The sequence below is a fragment of the Actinophytocola sp. genome (genome assembly GCF_009379765.1).
Lineage (GTDB): Bacteria > Actinomycetota > Actinomycetes > Mycobacteriales > Pseudonocardiaceae > Actinophytocola.
This window is the reverse complement of record NZ_WHTD01000080.1, coordinates 18,294-36,410: the sequence shown is the minus strand read 5'-3', so window position 1 is coordinate 36,410 and position 18,117 is coordinate 18,294. Positions and strand designations below refer to the sequence as shown.

Genomic DNA, 18,117 nt, shown 5'->3' with positions numbered 1-18,117 from the left:
TCGTCACCGGGCCGCCGCGGTCGGCCTCGCCCTCGCCGCGCTGGCCGCGCTCAGCCCCGCCGCGGCCGCCGCCCCGGCGGCCACCTCGACCGGGACGCACGGCTGCGGCCGGCAGCTCGACGCGGCGGTCGACCGCTACGTCGCCACCACCGACGACCGCGACGCGCGTGGCTTCAACGCGCTGCTGCACCGCGACGTCACCGGCGTGCTGCCGGGTGGGACGGTGTTCGCCGGCAAGGCCGACATGGCCGCCTTCATCGACGGCTTCTTCGCCAGGACCGACTGGACGCAGAGCCTCGAGCTCAAGCGCACGGCCGTGAACGGCTGCTCGACCGCGTACGTGCTGTTCGACTCCGTCTACGCCGAGCCGGAGGCCGGGTTCCGCCAGCAGCTGGCGATCGGCATCACCTGGACCCGCGAGCACGGCCGCTGGCTCGTCATCGCGGACCAGAACACCGAGGTGACCCGCCTCCCCGGAATTCAAAGTGTTGGTTACGTCCCAGCGGACGGTGCGGTCCTCTGATGGTTGGTGGCTGGGTACCGTCACGGTCCCCTGAGCTTGCGTTGGTCGGCGCGAGGCTGTGCCAAGCCACAGCAACCCGTATCCGATGATCCATGGGACATGCCCTAGCCGTCTCCGCGCTCGGCCGCCTGCTCGGCTTCGCGCTTGCGGCGCTTGCCCTCGTGCATCGCGACGACCCTGGCGACCGGGATCTCGTGGCCCTCGGCGACCAGGTCGGCCGGCAGCGCCTGCGGTCCGGGCAGCGCGCCTGCCCACGGGTCGCGGTCGCCGAGCAGGCCGGCGGCGTTGCGGATGGTGAAGTCACGCGGCACCACGTCGTCGGCGTCCGCCCAGGCGACCGGGAACGACACCGGCACGCCGGGCCGCAGCCGCGGGCTGTACGCGGCGATCACGGTCGCCCCGTGCGCGCGGGTCGAGTCGACGAACACCCTGCCGGCGCGGTCGGCCTTGACGTAGGCCGTGGTGGCGACGTCCGGGTCGAGCCGGGCGGCGCGAGCGGCGATCGCGCGAGTGGCCGCCGCCGCGTCGTTCGGGTCGGTCGTGTCCTCGACCGGCACGAACACGTGCACGCCCTTGGCGCCGCTGGTCTTCAGCGCGCCGACGAGGCCGAGGTCGGCGAGCGCCCGGCGGACGAGCTTGGCCGCGGCCACCGCCTGCCGGAAGCCCTGGGGCCCCGCCGTCTCGGGCGGGTCCAGGTCGAGCACCAGGTGGGTCGGGTGGAGCATGGCCGCGGCGCGGAACAGCGTGGCGTGGTACTCGACCGCCCGCTGGTTGGCGAACCAGATGAGCGTACGGCGGTCGTCGCACAGCGCGTAGTGCACCTCGCGGTGCGACGCCTCGGCCCACATCGTGATCGTGCGGACCCAGTCCGGGGTGTACTTGGGCACGTTCTTCTGCATGAACGGCGCCTGCCCGGGCCGCACCCGCATGACCGACAGCGGCCGGTCGCGCAGGCCCGCGAGGATGCGGTCGCCCACCGCGTCGAGATAGTCGACGAGGTCACGCTTGGTCGCGTCGGCGCCGTCGAACAAGGGCGCGTCGAGGTTCGTGAGGGGAACGCCGTCCCGCGACTCCGCACTCTTCTTGGCTGCCACGCCATCACCTCACCGTGCCGGGCGAGCTCGGTCAACACGTGCGGGCCCGCGGCGGACGCGGTCGAGGTCCTCGGCGGGCGGGACACCTCCGCCACGACATCCGAACCGACCCGCCGTCGCTCGCCGACCAGCGCCCCGCCAAAACCCGCGAGTCCAACCTTCAGGACCCGCGAGTCCAACCTTCACGACCCGCGAGTCCGACACTCGGGCGCGGGTTCCTGTCGGTGGCGCGCACTAGTCTTGGCTTCCAGTGACGGGTTCGGGAGAGGTGTGGCGTGGGCTCGCGGTGGACGGTGGAGCGGGTGCTCGGGCTCGCCCCGGACAGCGGCTCCGCCAAGGCCGCCCGCGCGCTGGCCCGGCCGCGCACGTGGTCGGCGCTGGGCAGCAACGACTCGCTGGTGTGGGGCAAGTGCCAGGGCAGCGGGCGGGAGCCGTACCAGGTCACGGTCGACCTGAACGAGCCGGCCTTCCGCTGCACCTGCCCCAGCCGCAAGTTCCCCTGCAAGCACGGGCTCGCGCTCCTGCTGCTGTGGGCGGCGGGCGACGGGACCGTCGCCGACCTCGACGCCGCGGCCGACTTCGCCGAGGCGTGGGCCCACGACCGTGCCGACCGCGCGGCCCGGCAGGCGGCCCGCGGGTCGGGTGCGCCACCCGACCCCGAGGCGCAGGCCAAGCGGGTGGCCGAGCGCGAGAGCCTGATGACCGCGGGGCTCGACGAGTTCGAGCGGTGGCTGTTCGACCTGGTGCGCCAAGGGCTCGCGGGGGTGCGCCGGCAGCCGCCGGGGTATTGGGACGCCGCGGCCGCGCGACTGGTCGACGCCCAGGTGCCGGGGCTCGCCGAGCGGGTCCGCGGGATGGGCAGCGCGGTGCACGTCCGGTCCGACTGGGCGCCGTACCTCCTGGCGCAGCTGGGCCGGTGGTACCTGGCGGTGCGCGCGTGGCGGCGGCGGTCGTCGCTGTCCCCGGCCACCATGGGCGACCTGCGTGCGGTGCTCGGCTGGCCGCGGCGCTCGGAGGAGGTGCTGGCCGGCGAGCGGGTCGAGGACCGGTGGTGGGTCGTCGGGCTGAGCCAGGAGGAGGACGAGCGGCTGCTGTCCCAGCGGACGTGGCTCTACGGCGAGGACACCGGCGAGGTGGCGGTGCTGCTGGACTTCGCGGCGGCGGCCGGCGGGGCGTTGCGGGTGCCGCACGTGCTGGGCTCGGTGCTGGGCGTCGAGCTCGCGCTGTACCCGGGCTCGTCGCCGCGCCGCGCGCTGCTGGCCGACGAGCCGCTGATCACCACCGGCGACGGCTTCCCGGCGCCGTCGACGGTGCTGGGTGCGCTGGACCTGGTGGCCGGCTGGCGGGCGGCCAACCCGTGGCTGTCCCGGATCCCGATGTCGCTCGGCGCGGTCACGGTCGTGCCCGGTGGTGACCACGCCGTCCTGGTGGACGTCGACGGCACGTCGCTCACGCTCGCACCGGAGACCGACCTGCTGTCGCTGCTCGCGCTCACCGGCGGGCACCCGGTGGACCTGTTCGGCGAGTGGTACGACGACAGCCTGCACCCGTGCAGCCTCGTGAGCGACGGCCGGCTGGTGTCACTGTGAGCGCGGAGCGAACCATGAGCACAGGGAGCGACTGGGACGCCTTACTGAGCACCGCGATGGTCGGCACCGGGCGTCGAGGGCTCCCCGACGACGTCCTGGCGGGGGTCGTCGATCCGGGTGCGGTCGAGGCCGACGGGCCGGAGGCGGCGGTGCTCGCGTCGGCGGCCGTGCTCGGGGCCTACCGGCGGGCCGGCTGGGTGCCGCCCGCCTGGCGCGGTGCGATCGCCGCCCCGGCCGAGCAGGACCCGCGACCGGAGGCCTCGGACACCGCCACCCAGGTGCTCGAGCTGCTGCTGGACCGCAACGTGCGGATCGACGGGGGCAACGAGCTGCTCGCGAAGCAGTGGCTGGTCGCGTGCGCCGCCGCGGGCAGGCGGCCACCCGCCCGGCTGCTCGTCATCCTCCTGCAGCTCGCCACCGCCAACCCGCATCTCCGCGACACCGTGCGCACGGCCGCCGGGCCGCGCGGGGCCTGGCTCGCCGCGCGCAACCGGCGCTGGGCCTGGGCCGCGCCGCCCGACGCCGGGGATGTCGACGAGCGGTTCGCCACCGCCACCCGCACCGAGCGGCTCGCGCTGCTCACCGCGGTCCGGCGCACCCACCCGGACCGCGGCCGGCGGCTGGTCGAGGCGACCTGGGCGGGCGAGCAGGCCGCCACCCGCGCGGGGCTCCTCGACGCGCTCGCCACCGGCCTGTCCGACGCGGACGAACCGTTCCTGGAGTCCACATTGGACGACCGGGCGGTCACCGTGCGGGCGGCCGCCGCCGCGTTGCTCGACCGGCTGCCGGGCTCCCGCCGCGCCGCCCGGATGGCCGCCCGCATCCCGTCGCCCGGCGAGCTCCCCGACGAGCCGGACGCCGCGGGCCGCCGGGACGGCATCGTCGACCAGCGCGAGCTCCGCCACGGCCTGCGCGCGTCCTGGCTCATCCAGATCGTCGGCGCCGCGCCGCTGCCACCGACCACGTCGATCGACCGCGCCACGCCCGAGCTGGTCACCGGCTGGACGAAGGCCGCGCTGCGGCAGCGGAACCAGGAATGGCTCCGCGCGCTGGCGCGGGCCAACCCGACCCCGGAGCTGCTCGCCGCGCTGACGCCCGGCGAGGCGACGCGGATCGTCGCCGGACAGGACACGGTCGACGCCCGGTTCGCCGGCCTCCTCGCCGCCTGCCCCGGTCCGTGGCCCGCCGACTTCTCCACGACGATCGCGACCACGCTGCGGCACGCCAAGCTCGACGGCGTGCTCACGCTGGTGTTCCAGAGCCTCGCCGAGAACCTGCACCCGGCGGCCCTCCCGGCCGTCGAGGACTGGCTCACCGGCATCCCCGAGGACAACCGCGCCCGCCGCCGCACGCTGCGCGGCCTCGCCCACGCCTTGACCATCCGCCGGACCATCCAGCAGGAGTTCACGTGACCGAGGTACTGCGCCAGCACGCCGAGCAGGAGCACGCCGGCGAGCTCGCGGCACTCGCCAAGGCCGACGACCGGCCGCGGCCGCCCAACTGGCGCCTGTCCCCCTGGGCCGTCGCCACCTACGTGCTCGGCGGCGAGCTGGCCAACGGCATGGTGATCACGCCGAAGTACCTCGGCTCACGCAGGCTCATCGAGGTCGCCGTCGCCACCCTCGCCACCGACCGCGCGCTGCTGCTGCTCGGCGTCCCCGGCACCGCCAAGACCTGGCTGTCCGAGCATCTCACCGCGGCCATCTCCGGCGACTCCACCCAGCTCGTCCAGGGCACCAGCGGCACGCCCGAGGAGGCCATCCGCTACGGCTGGAACTACGCCCGGCTGCTGTCGGAAGGCCCGTCCCGCAAGGCGCTGGTCGCGAGCCCGGTGCTGCGGGCCATGCAGACCGGCGGCATCGCGCGCATCGAGGAGCTCACCCGCATCCCGTCCGACGTGCAGGACGCGCTCATCACCGTGCTCAGCGAGAAGTCGCTGCCCATCCCGGAGCTGGACGACGAGGTGCAGGCGCTCGGCGGGTTCAACGTCATCGCCACCGCCAACGACCGCGACCGCGGCGTCAACGACCTGTCCGCCGCGCTCAAGCGCCGGTTCAACGTCGTCGTGCTGCCGCTGCCCGACGACGTCGAGTCCGAGGTGGAGATCGTCCGGCTGCGGGTGAGCCAGCTCGGCGAGACGCTGCGGCTGCCGGCCGAGCCGGAGGCGGTCGACGAGATCCGCCGCGTGGTCACGGTGTTCCGCGAGCTGCGCGACGGGGTCACCTCGGACGGCCGCACCAAGATCAAGTCGCCGTCCGGGACGCTGTCCACCGCGGAGGCGATCTCCGTGATGACCAACGGGATCGCGCTCGCCGCGCACTTCGGCGACGGCGTGGTGCGGGCCGGGGACGTGGCCGCCGGGCTGCACGGCGCGGTGATCAAGGACCCGGTCGCCGACCGGCTGGTGTGGCAGGAGTACCTGGAGGCCGTCGTGCGCGAGCGCAAGCCGTGGGCCGACCTTTACCGGGCTTGCCGAGAACTGGCGTGAGCGAGCCTGCGAGCGAACCAATGTCACAGGGCGACCGCGAGCGGCTCCACCGAGCCCGCGAGGGGGAGTCCTGAGCGAGCCTGCGAGCGAACCAATGTCACAGGGCGACCGCGAGCGGCTCCACCGAGCCCGCGAGGGGGAGTCCTGAGCGAGCTTGCGAGCGAACCAGTGTCATCGAGCACCCATATCCTGGGCATTCGGCACCACGGGCCCGGTTCGGCCCGCGCGGTCCGCGCCGCGCTCGACGAGCTGGACCCCGCGCTCGTGCTGATCGAGGGCCCGCCCGAGCTGGACTCGGTCGCGCCGCTCGTCGCGGCGGCGGACATGCGGCCGCCGGTCGCGGGGCTCACCTACGCGGTCGACAACCCGGCCACGGCGGCGTTCTACCCGATGGCGGTGTTCTCGCCGGAGTGGGTCGCGCTGCGCTGGGCCGTCGAGCACGACCGCCCGGCCCGGTTCCTCGACCTGCCCGCGGCCAACGCGCTCGTGCTCGGTGCCGACGGGACCGACGACCGCGGCGCGGACCGGTTCGACCCGATCGCCACGCTCGCCGAGGCCGCGGGCTACGACGACGCGGAGCGCTGGTGGGAGGACGCGATCGAGCTGCGCTACCACGGCCTCGACGTGTTCGCCGCGGTGCTGGAGGCGATGCGGACGCTGCGCGAGGGCCAGGACGTCGACCTGGGGACGCGGCGGCGGGAGGCCGCGATGCGCCGGGTGCTGCGAGCCGCGCGGCGCGGCGAGCCGGGGACGATCGCGGTGGTGTGCGGCGCCTGGCACGCGCCCGTCCTGGTGCCGGCGGACTTCCCGACGGCCACGTCGGACACCACCCTGCTGAAAGGCCTGCGCGCCACCAAGGTGGCCGCGACCTGGGTGCCGTGGACGTCCAGCCGGCTCGCCAGGGCCAGCGGCTACGGCGCCGGCATCGACTCCCCCGGCTGGTACCACCACCTGTTCACCGCGCCGGACGAGGTCGTCACCCGGTGGCTCGTGCGGGTGGCCCGGCTGCTGCGCGGCCAGCGGCACGACGTGTCGTCGGCGGCGGTCATCGAGGCGGTCCGGCTGGCGCACGCGCTCGCCGGCCTGCGCGGCCGGCCGCTGCCGGGCCTCGCCGAGGTGATGGAGTCCGCGCAGGCGGTGCTGTTCGGCGGCTCACCGGTGCCGATGACGTTGGTCGCACGCAAGCTCCTCGTCGGCGACATCCTGGGCCGGGTGCCCGCCGACACGCCGATGGTGCCGCTCGCGCGGGACCTCGCCGCGGCGCGCAAGCGTCTGCGGCTGCGGCAGAGCGCGGCCGAGCAGACTCTCGACCTGGACCTGCGGACCGAGTCACATCTGGGGCGCAGCAAGCTCTTCCACCGGTTGCTGCTGCTGGACGTGCCGTGGGGCCGGCCGGCGGAGGTGGTGCGGACCCGGGGCACGTTCCGCGAGGCGTGGACGATCGAGTGGCGCCCGGAGCTGGAGGTCGCGCTCATCGAGGCCAGCGGGCACGGCACCACGATCGAGCAGGCGGCGACCTCGGTGGTGGGCCAGCGCGCGGCCGACGCGGACGTCGCGGTGCTCGCCGAGCTGGTGGAGACCACGCTCGTCGCCGACCTGCCGGCCGCGCTCGCCACCGTACTGTCCGCATTGGACGAACGGGCCGCGCGCCAGCACGACACGACCCGGCTGATGGCCGCGGTCGAGCCGATGGCCCGGGTGCGCCGCTACGGCAACGTCCGGCGGGCGGACACCGAGCTGGTGCAGCGGGTGCTGGCCGGGGTCGTCACCCGGGTGGCGGTCGGGCTGCCGGCCGCGTGCGCGGCGCTGGACGACGACGCGGCGGCCGCCGTGCGCGAGCTGCTCGACGGGGTGCAGCGCGGCATCGCGTTGCTGGACCAGCCGGAGCTGCGCACGGAGTGGCAGCGGGCGCTGGGCGTGGTGGCCGAGCAGCCAGGGGTGCACGGGCTCGTGTCCGGGCGGGCCACCCGGCTGCTGCTCGACGCCGGTCTGGTCGACGTCACCGAGGCGGGCCGGCGGCTGTCGCTGCGGCTGTCGTCCGCGGCCGACGCGGTGCAGGCGGCCGGCTGGCTCGACGGGTTCCTCTCCGGCGAGGCGGCCCTGCTGGTCCATGAGCCGGAGCTGCTCGCGGTCGTCGACCGGTGGGCGACCGGGGTGGCCGGCGAGGTGTTCGACCATCTGCTTCCGTTGCTGCGCCGCACGTTCGCCGACTTCGCCCCGGCCGAGCGGCGCGGCATCGGCGTCCAGGTCGGCCGGCTCGACCGGGGCGCCGGCGGCACGGTCGCGACCGCGGACGTCGACATCGACCACGACCGCGCGGCCCGGGTCCTGCCGAGGCTGCTGGAGATCCTTGGGGGGACGTCGTGAGTGAGCGGTTGCGGCGGTGGCGGCTGATCCTCGGCGGCGGCGACGGGTCCGACGCCGACGGCACCGGTGCCGAGCTGTCCGGAATGGACGCCAAGCGGGACGCGACGTTGGATGCCTTGTACGGCGGGGAGAAGAAGCGCGGCGGGCTCGGTGGGTCCGCACCGCGGGTGGCGCGCTGGCTCGGCGACATCCGCGGGTACTTCCCCGCCTCGGTCGTCCAGGTGATGCAGCGCGACGCGATGGACCGGCTGGGGCTGCGGCAGCTGCTGCTCGAGCCGGAGCTCCTCGACGCCGTGCAGCCGGACGTGCACCTCGTGGGCACGCTGCTGAGCCTCAACCAGGCGATCCCCGAGCGCTCGCGGGAGACCGCGCGGGCCGTGGTGCGCCAGGTGGTCGACGAGCTGGAGCGCAAGCTGGCCCAGCCGACCCGGCAGGCGGTCAGCGGCGCGCTGCACCGGGCCGGTCGGACGAGCCGGCCGCGGGCCGCCGACATCGACTGGAACCGCACGATCCTCGCCAACCTCAGGCACTACCAGCCCGCGCACCGCACGGTCGTCCCCGAGCGGCTGGTCGGCTACGGGCGCCGGCTCCCGCAGGTCAGCCGGGAGATCGTGCTGTGCATGGACCAGAGCGGCTCAATGGCGTCGTCGGTGGTGTACGCGGGGGTGTTCGGCGCGGTGCTCGCGTCGGTGCGGTCGCTGCGCACCCAGGTCGTCGCGTTCGACACCGCGGTCGTCGACCTCACCGACCTCGTGACCGACCCGGTGGAGCTGCTGTTCGGCGTGCAGCTCGGCGGCGGCACCGACATCAACGCCGCGCTCGCCTACTGCCAGACGAGGGTCGACAACCCGCGGGACACGATCTTCGTGCTGATCAGCGACCTCTACGAGGGCGGCGACAACGACGAGATGCTGCGCCGGGCGCAGGCGATGGTCGCGAGCGAGATGCAGGTGGTGTGCCTGCTGGCCCTGTCCGACGACGGCGCCCCCGCCTACGACCACGACAACGCCGCCGCGCTCGCCGCGCTCGGCATCCCAACCTTCGCGTGCACCCCCGACCAGTTCCCCGACCTGGTCGCCGCCGCCATCCAGCGCGACGACCTCACCACCTGGGCCGGCAATAACGACATCCAGCTGGCCGCGCCACCCGAGGAGGGGTGAGCGTGCGGTCGCCTTCGACGTCGAGGGTGGGCTTCGCGCTCAGCGGATCCGCCAGCAGCGGAACGCGGGACCGTGCCGGCCGGCCGGCCGCCACGGTGGGAACATGCCGAACGACGACCACACCGAAAGCCTCCGCGCGGCCGAACGGCGCCTCCAGGCCGCCCAGCTGACCTCCGATGTCGACGCACTGGCCGAGCTGATCGACGACGAGGCACGGTTCACCGGGCCGGACGGAAACCGAACCTGGATCCACGACCAGTCGGGGTGGAAGATCATCGCGGCCCACGCCACGTTCCGCACCGACGAGCTCCTCGACATCGGCGACGGTAACGCCGGCTGAGCCAGCGGCTCGGCGACCGACCACCGGCGCGGGTCGCCCTTCGGCCATGTCCCACGACGCCACCGAGCGAACCGCGCACCTCCCGGACGTGCGCACGGGCTGATCCCCGGTCCCCACGAGAAGGACGAGCCCGCTCCCGTCGCCGGGGTGGGCACGACCTTCGCACACGCGGGAGGCGGTCGGCTCAGGCGTAGGTCACCTTGTACCGCATGTGGGTGACCTTCGTGCCCTCGACGACCTGGACCAGCTCGAGCCGGACCTTGTCGTTGTCGATGTTGTCGAAGTAGCGGACACCCTCGTGGAAGAACACCGGCACCAGGTCGAGCCGGATCTCGCCGAGCACGCCCATGTTCAGGCACTGCTGGGCGATGTCAGGGCCCGCGACGCCGATGTCCCCGTCCCCTGCCACGGCGCGTGCCTGCGCCAGGGCGCGGTCCAGGCTGTCGACGAAGGTGAAGGGCGCGTCCGGGGTCGGCGGCCAGTCCGCAGGCGGCGGACGATGGGTCACGACGAACGTGGGCGAGTTGTTCGGCGGCTTGCCGCCCCAGCCGTTGGTGTAGTCGAAGATGCGCCGACCGGAGATGAACGCCCCCTCGGTCTCGTTCTGGCGCCAGTACCTCGCGCTCGCCTCGGACATCCTGAACATGATCGGATAACCCGGTGGCTTGATCTCCACGTCCCCGTTGTCGTACCAGTCGAAGAGCTCCCCCACCGAGTCGTCCGGATAGGCGATGAACCCGTCCAAGGACATCGAGAAACTGGAGAAGATGATTCCCATCCAACCCCCCTCGTCGAAACCTCACCGTTCCCGCGGTATTGTGCCCTTCGTCCGGTACGGCGCGCACTCCGAGTATGCACACGGCCGGCGCGGCTCCGGCTCCGGCGGCACCGCTGACTGAGCAGACAACGCGGTTGCCGAGGCGTTCAACTCCAACGTGGCCCACTCGACGGCGTCGACGCCGTACGAGCGGCCAGGTACTCGTCCAGACTGGGCCGGATGTGTGGGCGGCTCGCCGTCCCCGACGAGGACCGGGCAGCTCCAGAACGGTCCCGCTCGCCAGGTCAACCGGTGACAGCGAGGGTCGGGTCGTCGACAGCCGCGTGACCGATGACGATCGCGTGGTGCAGTTGCCGTAGCCGGGGCGACGGCTCGACGCCGAGCTGGTCGACCATGTCCGCACGCAGGTGCCGATAGGCCGCCTGTGCCTGGCTGCGCCGGCCCGAACGGTACAACGCCACCATTTGCAGGGCACAGAAGTTCTCCAGCAACGGGTGCTGGGCACACAGTGTCGCCAGCTCGCCGAGCAGCTGGTGGTGTCGGCCCAGCCGCAGGTCGGCGTCGATCCGCAGATGCAGGTCACCGAGCCGATTCTCGTTCAGCCGCATCACATCGATCGCGAGCTGCGGCCCGATGGTGACATCGGCGAGCGCAGGCCCACGCCACAGCCCCAGCGCCTCGCTCAGCCGCTGGGACGTCTTCTCGTAGTCGCCGTCGTTGACCGCCCGGCGCCCCTCGGCGGAGAGCCGGTCGTACTTGACGGCGTCCACCGCCTCCGGCTCGACGTTCAGCAGATAGCCGGACCGCCGGGTGACCAGGAGATCCTTTGCGGCCTTGTCGTCCTGACCGTCGAGCGCGTCCTGCAGCCTCCTACGTAACTTGAGAATGTAAGTGTGTAAAGTCGGTACGCCGCTGCGCGGCGGCTGATAGCCCCAGATTTCCTCGGCCAGCGCGGCCACTGTCACCACGCGCCCCGCGTTGAGCGCGAGCATCGCCAGCAGGTGGCACGGCTTGCTCGCCGTCGGAACGATCGAGACGCCGGCTACGGAGACCTTGAGTGGGCCGAGAACATTGATCTCTACTCGCATGACACACTCATTTCATCGTGCAACACTATTCGGCGGACAACTCGAAATATCCGTCCACCAGTTCGACGAACGGATTTATTGTCGCAACAGGGACCTCTTCCTTTGACAAAGATGTACAACGGTCCGAAGAAATCGACAGGAATCGCTCTCCCATCGAGTTCTTGGCGCTGACGGCAAGACTCACAGCTCGAACCGGCTGCCGAGGCCGTTGCGCCGCGCGGCCTGCAGGATCCGGTAGGCCAGCTGCACGTTCAGGCGGCGCCCGCTCAACAGCTCGACCAGGACCCGGTTGTCCTCGTGCTCGCGGCCGCCGTGCTCGCCGGCCAGCAACTGGCCGAGATCGGCGGCGATGTACCGTCCGGTCTGCTCGACGCCGGTGTCGCCGGCGGTCGCCAGCAGGTGCGTGGACACGATGTACCGATCCCCGTTGCCGGGCAGCAGCGAGAAGTCGTCCACGTACACCTCGGCCATCCGGTCGACCAGCTCCGCCGGCAGGTTCCGGCCGGTGGCGTTGACAAGCACCGCCCCCCTGGCGAGTTGCCCGACCCGCATCCCGCTCAGATCCTGCCGGACGACCCCTTCGCTGGTGGCGACCACCAGGTTGGCTCCGAACACGGTGTCCGGCCACGTGGTCGTCACGGACAATCCGATGCCGCTCAGCTCGAGCAGGTCGACCAACCTGGCCTCGAGCAGGTTCGATCGGCTCAGGTCGGCGAGGCAGATCGCGACGTGGCTGATGTCGGGAACGTGCCGGGCGATGACGGCGAGCTGTGGCTGCATGGCCTGCGTCGCGCCGAGCATCGCGACGGTGACGCCGCCCGGGACGAGCAGCTCGCGGGCGGCGATCGCGGCCAGCGCCGCCGACTGGAACATCCGCAGGCTCGCCGCCGGCAGCACACACCGGCCGTCAACATCCGGATGTTCGAGCGCCACCAACGCCGAGGCGTTGGTGCGAGTGCCGTAGCCGGTCCACGGGGTGAGCCGGCCGACTTCCTCCTCCGCGTGCCCGACGGTCCGGCCGATCAGCTCCTCGGCCAGCACGGCGACCGGGTCGATCACCTCGAGCGCGCTCCACACGTCCTCGGCGCTCAGCTGAAGGATCGTCTCGGACATCGCCTTCGCCCTCCCGGCACACACCGACCTCTGTTCCGGATCAATGTCGACCGTGCGGTTAACCGTCCCCTATCGCTCCACTATCGCCTGGCGATATGCGGCACAAGCTCCACCAAGTGTCAAACGAAGGCGACCGGTCGTTGACTCGTTCTCGAGCGGAGTTTCCGCTCTGTGGAAAGTCCAGAAATCCAAGCACCGGAGGGACTTCATGTCCATTATCCGCAAAATCGCCGCTTTCGCGGCCAGCCTGATCGTCGGGATCGTCGGAACCGTGCTGACGGTCGGTCCGTCGACAACCGTGGCCGACTGTGGCTGGCAAGACCCCGTACCCTGCCGCCAGATGACCATGGACGGCATCCAGTACTGAGGCCGATACCGCGCACTTGGCGCGTCAATCGGATGACCGGGTAAGCGGCATCGGTACCGAGGAATATCAGTAGCGGGATGGTTCGGCGTCGCCGCGGATGCCGCGACCATCCCGTTTCCATTTTCGTCACCAGGACGATTTCGGGGTCACCGCGCCGCTGATCCAACCTGTTGGGCTTTGGCCGGGGGGAAACCTGGGCCGCCGTGGGCGGGTGGACCACACCGTTTCCTGGCGGCACTGCAGCAGTACCGGGTTCCCGCCGTCCATGGCGAACTCGATGTCCTGCGGGCCGCCTCGCCGGCGATCGAGCTGCTTGCCCAGCCGGGCCAGCGCGATCACCTCGTCGTCGGTCAGGCAAGGTTGCGCCGACCGGGCCGGGTCGACGGCGACCGCCGCGGCACCGTGCCGGTACTCGACGCGCTTGTCGCCCGGGGTGTGCTCGACCACGGTCAGCCCGACCTTGTCGACGACCCAACGGTCGGGCGTCACGTCGCCGCCGACCACGGCCAGGCCGACGCCCCAGCTCGCCTCCACCACGATGCGGGAGCGGTCGCCGGTCACCGGGCTGATGGTGAACATGACTCCGGCGGAACGCGCGCAGATCATCCGCTGCACCACCACCGCCATCTCGATGCCCGTCGGGTCGACGCCGATCGCCGTGGCGTAGCCGGTGGCGCGCGCGGTGCACACACCGGCCCAGCAACGGCGCACGGCGGCGACGACGTCCTCGGCTCCGACGACGTCCACCCAGGTGTCGAATCCGCCGGCGAAGCTGGCCGCGGCAGAGTCCTCGGCGGTGGCACTCGACCGGACGGCGACCGGGACGAGGGTGGCGCCGGTCTCGGCGCACAACCGTTGGTAGCCCTCTCGGATCGCGGTCACCACGCGCTCGGGGACCGGCGCCTCCGCCATCAGCCGAGCGGTGTCCGGAGCGGAGCCCCGACCACCCACCTCGTCGAGAAACGCGCGGTAGGCGGCGGCACCGACAGCGAACCCCGGCGCGACGGGCATCCCGGCGGCCGCGAGCCCGGCCAGCCCGGCCGCCTTGCCACCGAACTCGCGACGGTCCAGGCACCGCGACTCGTCGAGCCGGCTGGTGTACGCCGCGCTCACGCCGCCGCCACGGTGGGCCCGCTCGCGGCGTTCAGCACGACCACCTCACCGGTCGTGCCGTCGAGGCGCACCCGGTCGCCCGTGCGCAGCCGCGTGGTGGCGAACCCGGCGCCGACGACAGCGGGCAGCCCGTACTCGCGACAGACGATGGCGGCGTGGCACATCATGCCGCCGGTGTCGGTGACGATGCCGGCGGCGACGGAGAACGCCGGCCCCCACGACGGCGCGGAGATCGGGCAGACCAGCACCTCACCCGGCCGAAGGTCGCCGAGCTCCTGCTCGGACCGCAGCAGCCGGACCGTGCCCTCCACGACGCCGGGCGAGCCTCCGACGCCGGTCAGGCGGTCCCCGCCGCCGTCCGGGCCGAGCCACGCGGCGACCCGCTCGGTGGTGATGCCGAAGTTCATGATCGCGAAAGGATCGGTGACCCGGTCCGGCGGCGTGCCGTAAGCCGGCCGTGGGGTGGCCGACCGCAGCGCCGCCACGATCACGCGGCGCCGTTCGATCTCGCTCGCCCACCGCCGGGCGCCGCGCTGCGCGACGCCGATCGCCCAGGACTGGACGATGTCGTGCAGCACCGCCTCCAACTCGAAGCGGTTGAGGTAGAACACGTCGTCGCGAGCCGTGGCGAACCCGGAGTCGACCAGGAAGTCTCCGAGCTCCCACATCTTCTGCCAGAACACGGCGTGGGCCCAGTGCTCGACGTAGATGTTGTGCTCCTCGATGTAGGGGAACACCCGCCGCGCGAGTCCGAGCAGCTCGTCGAACTGGGCGGCCTCGTCCTCGGTGAGCAAGCCGCGATACTCCGCGACGATCTCGTCGCGCTCGGCCCGCAACCTGGCCACCGGCCGGGCGATCTCCTCCCCTGCGCGCAGGCGGGTGATGTAGCGGGCGATGCCGGTCAGCGGGATGCCCGGATTGCCGAGCCAGGTGTCCTGGTCGTGGGTGAAGCCGTACTCGGCGAAGTAGTTGAACCACGGATCCTTGGCCTTCTCGTAGGCCCGCAGCCACCGCCGTCCCTTCGCCGTGCCCGCCATCGCCGTGAAGGTGCGCCGCGGGTCGTCTCCAGTGACCACGTGGTCCACGCCGAGGTCACGGGCGAGAACGGCGAGCCCCCGCAGCTCGTCGTCCGGCCGGAAGGCGACCACGTCGATGCCGGCGACCATCCGCGCGATGGCCTGCTCCGAGATCTCCGGAAAGGCCTCCCGACAGAACTCGAAGAAGACGATGTAGCCGCCGTAGCCGAGGTTGAGGAACTCGAAGTGGTGCTGCCAGACCACGAACAGGTCGTCGATCAGCCGCCGGTAGTCGGCGATTACCTCCCAGGCCGTGGATCGTCCCCGTGCCTCGGTGACGACCTCTATCGGTTCGTACTCGGGCAGCGACGGGAACGCGACCGAGCGCATGTCGTCGATGACGCCGGCCACCTTGTGCTTCCAGCGGGCGTACAGCTCGTCCCAGTTCTCGTAGTAGTAGCCGGCCCGCGGATGGAAGTGCTCGGCGCGACGAGCGATCTCCTCCGGGTCGGTGACCGGGACCGGCGAGATGTAGACGTAGCCGTGGTGCACGCGCACGTCCTGCCCGAGCGACGCCGGCAGCGCGAAGATTCGGGTGCTGTTCTGGCCGGCGCCGAGGTAGGCCGCCTCGGCGATGACGCTGTCGAGCGGGTGGCAGCCGCGCGACCAGTGCATCGTGTCGGCGAACCAGAGCCGGGACTCCTCCTCGGTCCGGGTCTCCTCCGCGGGGACGAGGTAGTAGGGGTACATCGACTCCCAGCCCTCGCCGCCGCGCGGTGGCTCGGTCTCACGGAAGTACGCGAAACGTCGTGGGTCTGCCATTGTCCAACTCCTGTTCTCGCCGTGCGGCGCCTACGGCCGGCCCTGCCAGTGGGTGCCGGCGGCGAGCTCCTCGTCGATCTTCTCCAGCAGCGTGGCGTCGATCCGGCGAATGTCGTCGACCTGGTACCGCACACCGGTCGCCGCCATCTCGGCGCGCTGGAAGTTGTGCGGCATGCTGGCCGGAACGCCGATGAAACCCGCCCCGAGCGCCTTGCTGACCTCGGCGACCCGGTTGATGTCGTCGATGAAGACCACCTCATCGAACGCGTAGCCGAAGATGTCCAGCACGATCTCCTTCATGCCGGGCCTGACGTCGTTGACGTCGACGTAGGAGATCTCGGGGTCGAAGAACTCCGCCAGGTGCCCGAGGTGCTTGTCGAACGTGTACCCGCGGTCCCTGCCGCCGTAGCACGTGACCCGCACCCCGAGGCCGGCCAACGTGGTCAGGAGCTCGGCCGCGCCCGGCATCACCTCGACCGGGTTGGTCTCGAGGTATTCCTCCCGCTCGCGGAAGAACGCCGCGATGGTGTCCTTCGCCGACCAGGGCAACTTGCAGGCCAACGCCATGTTCTGGCCCGCCGCCAGCTGCGGCGACCCCCAGACGCCGCGTTCCACCGCGGCGGTGTAGACGCCGCCGTGTTTGGTCACGAAACGCTCGATCACCGGGCTGTAGGTGTCGTTGAGCAGCACTCCGTCGCTGTCCAGCGCGACGAGGCGGATCTTGTTCAGCGTGCTCATGTCGTTCTCCGAAGGTCGGCGGGTGATCGGTTAGGCGGCGGTCAGCACGAGTGCGGCGTTGTGCCCGCCGAAGCCCATCGACGTGCTCACGGCGACGTCGATCGACGCGGCTCGCGGTGCGCCGTGCACCACGTCGATGTCGAGCTCGGGTTCGAGCCGGGTGAGGTTGGCCGTCGGCGGGACACTGCCGTGCTGGATGGCCAGCGCCGTGTACCCGGCCTCGATGGCTCCCGCGGCGGCGAGCGGATGGCCGGTGACGCCCTTGGTGGAGGTCACGAGCGCGCGGTCGCCGAGCACCCGGCGCAGCATTTGCCCCTCGACGACGTCGCCGACCGGGGTCGACGTGCCGTGCGCGTTGACGTGGTCGACGTCCGAGCCGCCGAGCCCGGCGTCGGTGAGGGCGGCACGCAGTGCCTGCTCGATCCCTTCGCCGCCCGGCGCCGGAGCCGTGGGGTGGTGAGCATCGGTCGACGCGCCGTACCCGCGCACCACTGCGCGGACCGGTACGCCACGCGCGCGGGCGTCCGCCACCCGTTCCAGGATCAGGACACCCGCGCCCTCTCCCGGCACGAAACCGTCGCGGTCGGTGTCGAACGGGCGGGATGCCAGCTCTGGCTCGTCGGTCCGGCCGGACAGCGCTCCCAACCGGCTGAGTCCGCTGACGGCCAGCGGCGTCAGTGCGGCCTCGGTACCGCCGGTGATGACGACGTCGCACGCACCCCGACGCAGCAGCTCGCGCGCGACACCCACCGCCGTGGCGCCGGACGCGCACGCGGTAGCCGTGACCTGGCTCGGTCCTCTCGCCCCGAGGTCGATCGCGACCTGGGCGGCGACCATGTTGACCATGTATCTGGGCACCATGAGCGGGGACACCTTGCGCGGCCCTCCCTCGCTCATCGCCACGTGGCCCGCCTCGATCGACTGCACCCCGCCGAGGGAGTTCCCGAGCACCACGCCGACCCTGGCGCCGTCCCACGTGCTGGCGTCCAGCCGCGCGTCCTCGACGGCCTGGCGCGCGGCCACGATTGCCAGCTGCGCGAACCGGTCGAGTCCGCGTGCCACGAAGCCGCCGATCATGGCGTCCGCGTCGAAACCCGGTACCCGGCAGCTGAAGTCGACCGGGCAACCCCGTAGCGCGTCGTCGCGCGTCGCGCTGGAGATCCCCGACCACACCCGGTCCCGGTTCTGGTCGATCCCGATGCCGGCCGGTGTCACCAGCCCGAGCCCGGTGATCGCGACACCGAACGAGCGCCGTTCGGCCGGCATCAACACACCGCGCCCTTGGCGACCAGCAGCTCAGCAGCATCGGTGATGGTCATCGAGTCGGCGAGCTCGCCGTCCTCGAGAGCGATGCCGAACTCGTTGTCCAGGACCAGGGCCAGCTCCACGATCACCAGCGAGTCGAAGCCGAGATCGGCCAACGTGGTGTCCCTGCAGATGGACCCGTCCCGGACCTTGAAGTCCTCGAGCAGGATTTTCGTGATGCACTCCTCGATAGCTGTCATTGTCGTGTCCTTTGCT

The 18,117-nt window shown here is 72.1% G+C and carries 17 protein-coding genes; 8 read left to right on the top strand and 9 right to left on the bottom strand.

Features of this window, described 5'->3' with window-relative positions; genetic code table 11:
- On the top strand, positions 1-523 hold a 523-nt coding region (locus tag GEV28_RS23495; protein WP_291414286.1), incomplete at its 5' end, for an SgcJ/EcaC family oxidoreductase.
- A gap of 104 nt (positions 524-627) precedes the next feature.
- Here GEV28_RS23495 and GEV28_RS23490 read toward each other — a convergent pair.
- Positions 628-1,617, bottom strand: coding sequence for an ATP-dependent DNA ligase (locus tag GEV28_RS23490; protein WP_291414285.1), 990 nt, complete (start codon positions 1,615-1,617; stop codon positions 628-630).
- A 275-nt stretch (positions 1,618-1,892) separates the two neighbouring features.
- Here GEV28_RS23490 and GEV28_RS23485 point away from each other — a divergent pair, with 275 nt between their 5' ends.
- The 6 genes from GEV28_RS23485 to GEV28_RS23460 all read left to right on the top strand — a co-directional run bounded on the left by GEV28_RS23485 (position 1,893) and on the right by GEV28_RS23460 (position 9,561).
- The gene (locus GEV28_RS23485; RefSeq protein WP_291414284.1) at positions 1,893-3,206 is read left to right on the top strand and encodes an SWIM zinc finger family protein; all 1,314 of its coding nucleotides are present in this window, start codon (positions 1,893-1,895) and stop codon (positions 3,204-3,206) included.
- Positions 3,207-3,220: 14 nt separating this feature from the next.
- Entirely contained in the window at positions 3,221-4,618 is a 1,398-nt protein-coding gene (locus tag GEV28_RS23480; RefSeq protein ID WP_291414283.1) for a DUF5691 domain-containing protein, read from the top strand.
- Positions 4,615-5,694: an AAA family ATPase gene (locus tag GEV28_RS23475; protein WP_291414282.1), complete on the top strand. Its 1,080-nt coding sequence runs from the start codon at positions 4,615-4,617 to the stop codon at positions 5,692-5,694. The genes GEV28_RS23480 and GEV28_RS23475 overlap by 4 nt, the downstream gene beginning before the upstream one ends.
- A 168-nt stretch (positions 5,695-5,862) precedes the next feature.
- Positions 5,863-8,061, top strand: a complete 2,199-nt coding sequence (locus tag GEV28_RS23470; protein WP_291414281.1) for a DUF5682 family protein — start codon at positions 5,863-5,865, stop codon at positions 8,059-8,061.
- The gene (locus tag GEV28_RS23465; protein ID WP_291414280.1) at positions 8,058-9,221 is read left to right on the top strand and encodes a VWA domain-containing protein; all 1,164 of its coding nucleotides are present in this window, start codon (positions 8,058-8,060) and stop codon (positions 9,219-9,221) included. The genes GEV28_RS23470 and GEV28_RS23465 overlap by 4 nt, the downstream gene beginning before the upstream one ends.
- A 103-nt stretch (positions 9,222-9,324) precedes the next feature.
- On the top strand, positions 9,325-9,561 hold the full coding sequence (locus tag GEV28_RS23460; RefSeq protein WP_291414279.1) for a nuclear transport factor 2 family protein: 237 nt from the start codon (positions 9,325-9,327) through the stop codon (positions 9,559-9,561).
- A 184-nt stretch (positions 9,562-9,745) separates the two neighbouring features.
- Here GEV28_RS23460 and GEV28_RS23455 read toward each other — a convergent pair whose 3' ends face one another.
- From GEV28_RS23455 to GEV28_RS23445, 3 genes are all read right to left on the bottom strand, one after another.
- Positions 9,746-10,339, bottom strand: a complete 594-nt coding sequence (locus tag GEV28_RS23455; RefSeq protein ID WP_291414278.1) for a dihydrofolate reductase family protein — start codon at positions 10,337-10,339, stop codon at positions 9,746-9,748.
- A gap of 284 nt (positions 10,340-10,623) precedes the next feature.
- Complete coding sequence (locus tag GEV28_RS23450; protein WP_291414277.1) at positions 10,624-11,427, bottom strand: AfsR/SARP family transcriptional regulator; 804 nt, start codon at positions 11,425-11,427, stop codon at positions 10,624-10,626.
- A gap of 180 nt (positions 11,428-11,607) precedes the next feature.
- Positions 11,608-12,540, bottom strand: a complete 933-nt coding sequence (locus GEV28_RS23445) for a hypothetical protein (RefSeq protein ID WP_291414276.1) — start codon at positions 12,538-12,540, stop codon at positions 11,608-11,610.
- A 208-nt stretch (positions 12,541-12,748) separates the two neighbouring features.
- Here GEV28_RS23445 and GEV28_RS23440 point away from each other — a divergent pair, with 208 nt between their 5' ends.
- Positions 12,749-12,907 (top strand): hypothetical protein, encoded by a 159-nt coding sequence (locus GEV28_RS23440; RefSeq protein ID WP_291414275.1) that lies wholly within the window; start codon positions 12,749-12,751, stop codon positions 12,905-12,907.
- A gap of 126 nt (positions 12,908-13,033) precedes the next feature.
- Here GEV28_RS23440 and GEV28_RS23435 read toward each other — a convergent pair whose 3' ends face one another.
- Genes GEV28_RS23435 through GEV28_RS23415 form a run of 5 tightly spaced genes read right to left on the bottom strand, consistent with a single transcriptional unit; the run spans position 13,034 to position 18,101 of the window.
- Positions 13,034-14,020 (bottom strand): PEP/pyruvate-binding domain-containing protein, encoded by a 987-nt coding sequence (locus GEV28_RS23435; RefSeq protein ID WP_291414274.1) that lies wholly within the window; start codon positions 14,018-14,020, stop codon positions 13,034-13,036.
- A complete protein-coding gene (locus GEV28_RS23430; RefSeq protein ID WP_291414273.1) occupies positions 14,017-15,858 on the bottom strand; it encodes a PEP-utilizing enzyme in 1,842 nt (613 codons plus the stop codon). Before GEV28_RS23430 ends, GEV28_RS23435 begins: the two co-directional genes overlap by 4 nt.
- Before the next feature lie 30 nt (positions 15,859-15,888).
- Positions 15,889-16,596 carry an HAD family hydrolase gene (locus GEV28_RS23425; protein WP_291414272.1) on the bottom strand — a complete coding sequence of 236 codons (708 nt, stop codon included), beginning with the start codon at positions 16,594-16,596 and terminating at the stop codon, positions 15,889-15,891.
- Between the two features lie 30 nt (positions 16,597-16,626).
- Positions 16,627-17,862, bottom strand: a complete 1,236-nt coding sequence (locus GEV28_RS23420) for a beta-ketoacyl synthase (RefSeq protein ID WP_291414271.1) — start codon at positions 17,860-17,862, stop codon at positions 16,627-16,629.
- Positions 17,862-18,101 (bottom strand): acyl carrier protein, encoded by a 240-nt coding sequence (locus GEV28_RS23415; RefSeq protein WP_291414270.1) that lies wholly within the window; start codon positions 18,099-18,101, stop codon positions 17,862-17,864. Before GEV28_RS23415 ends, GEV28_RS23420 begins: the two co-directional genes overlap by 1 nt.
- Positions 18,102-18,117: the final 16 nt, after the last annotated feature.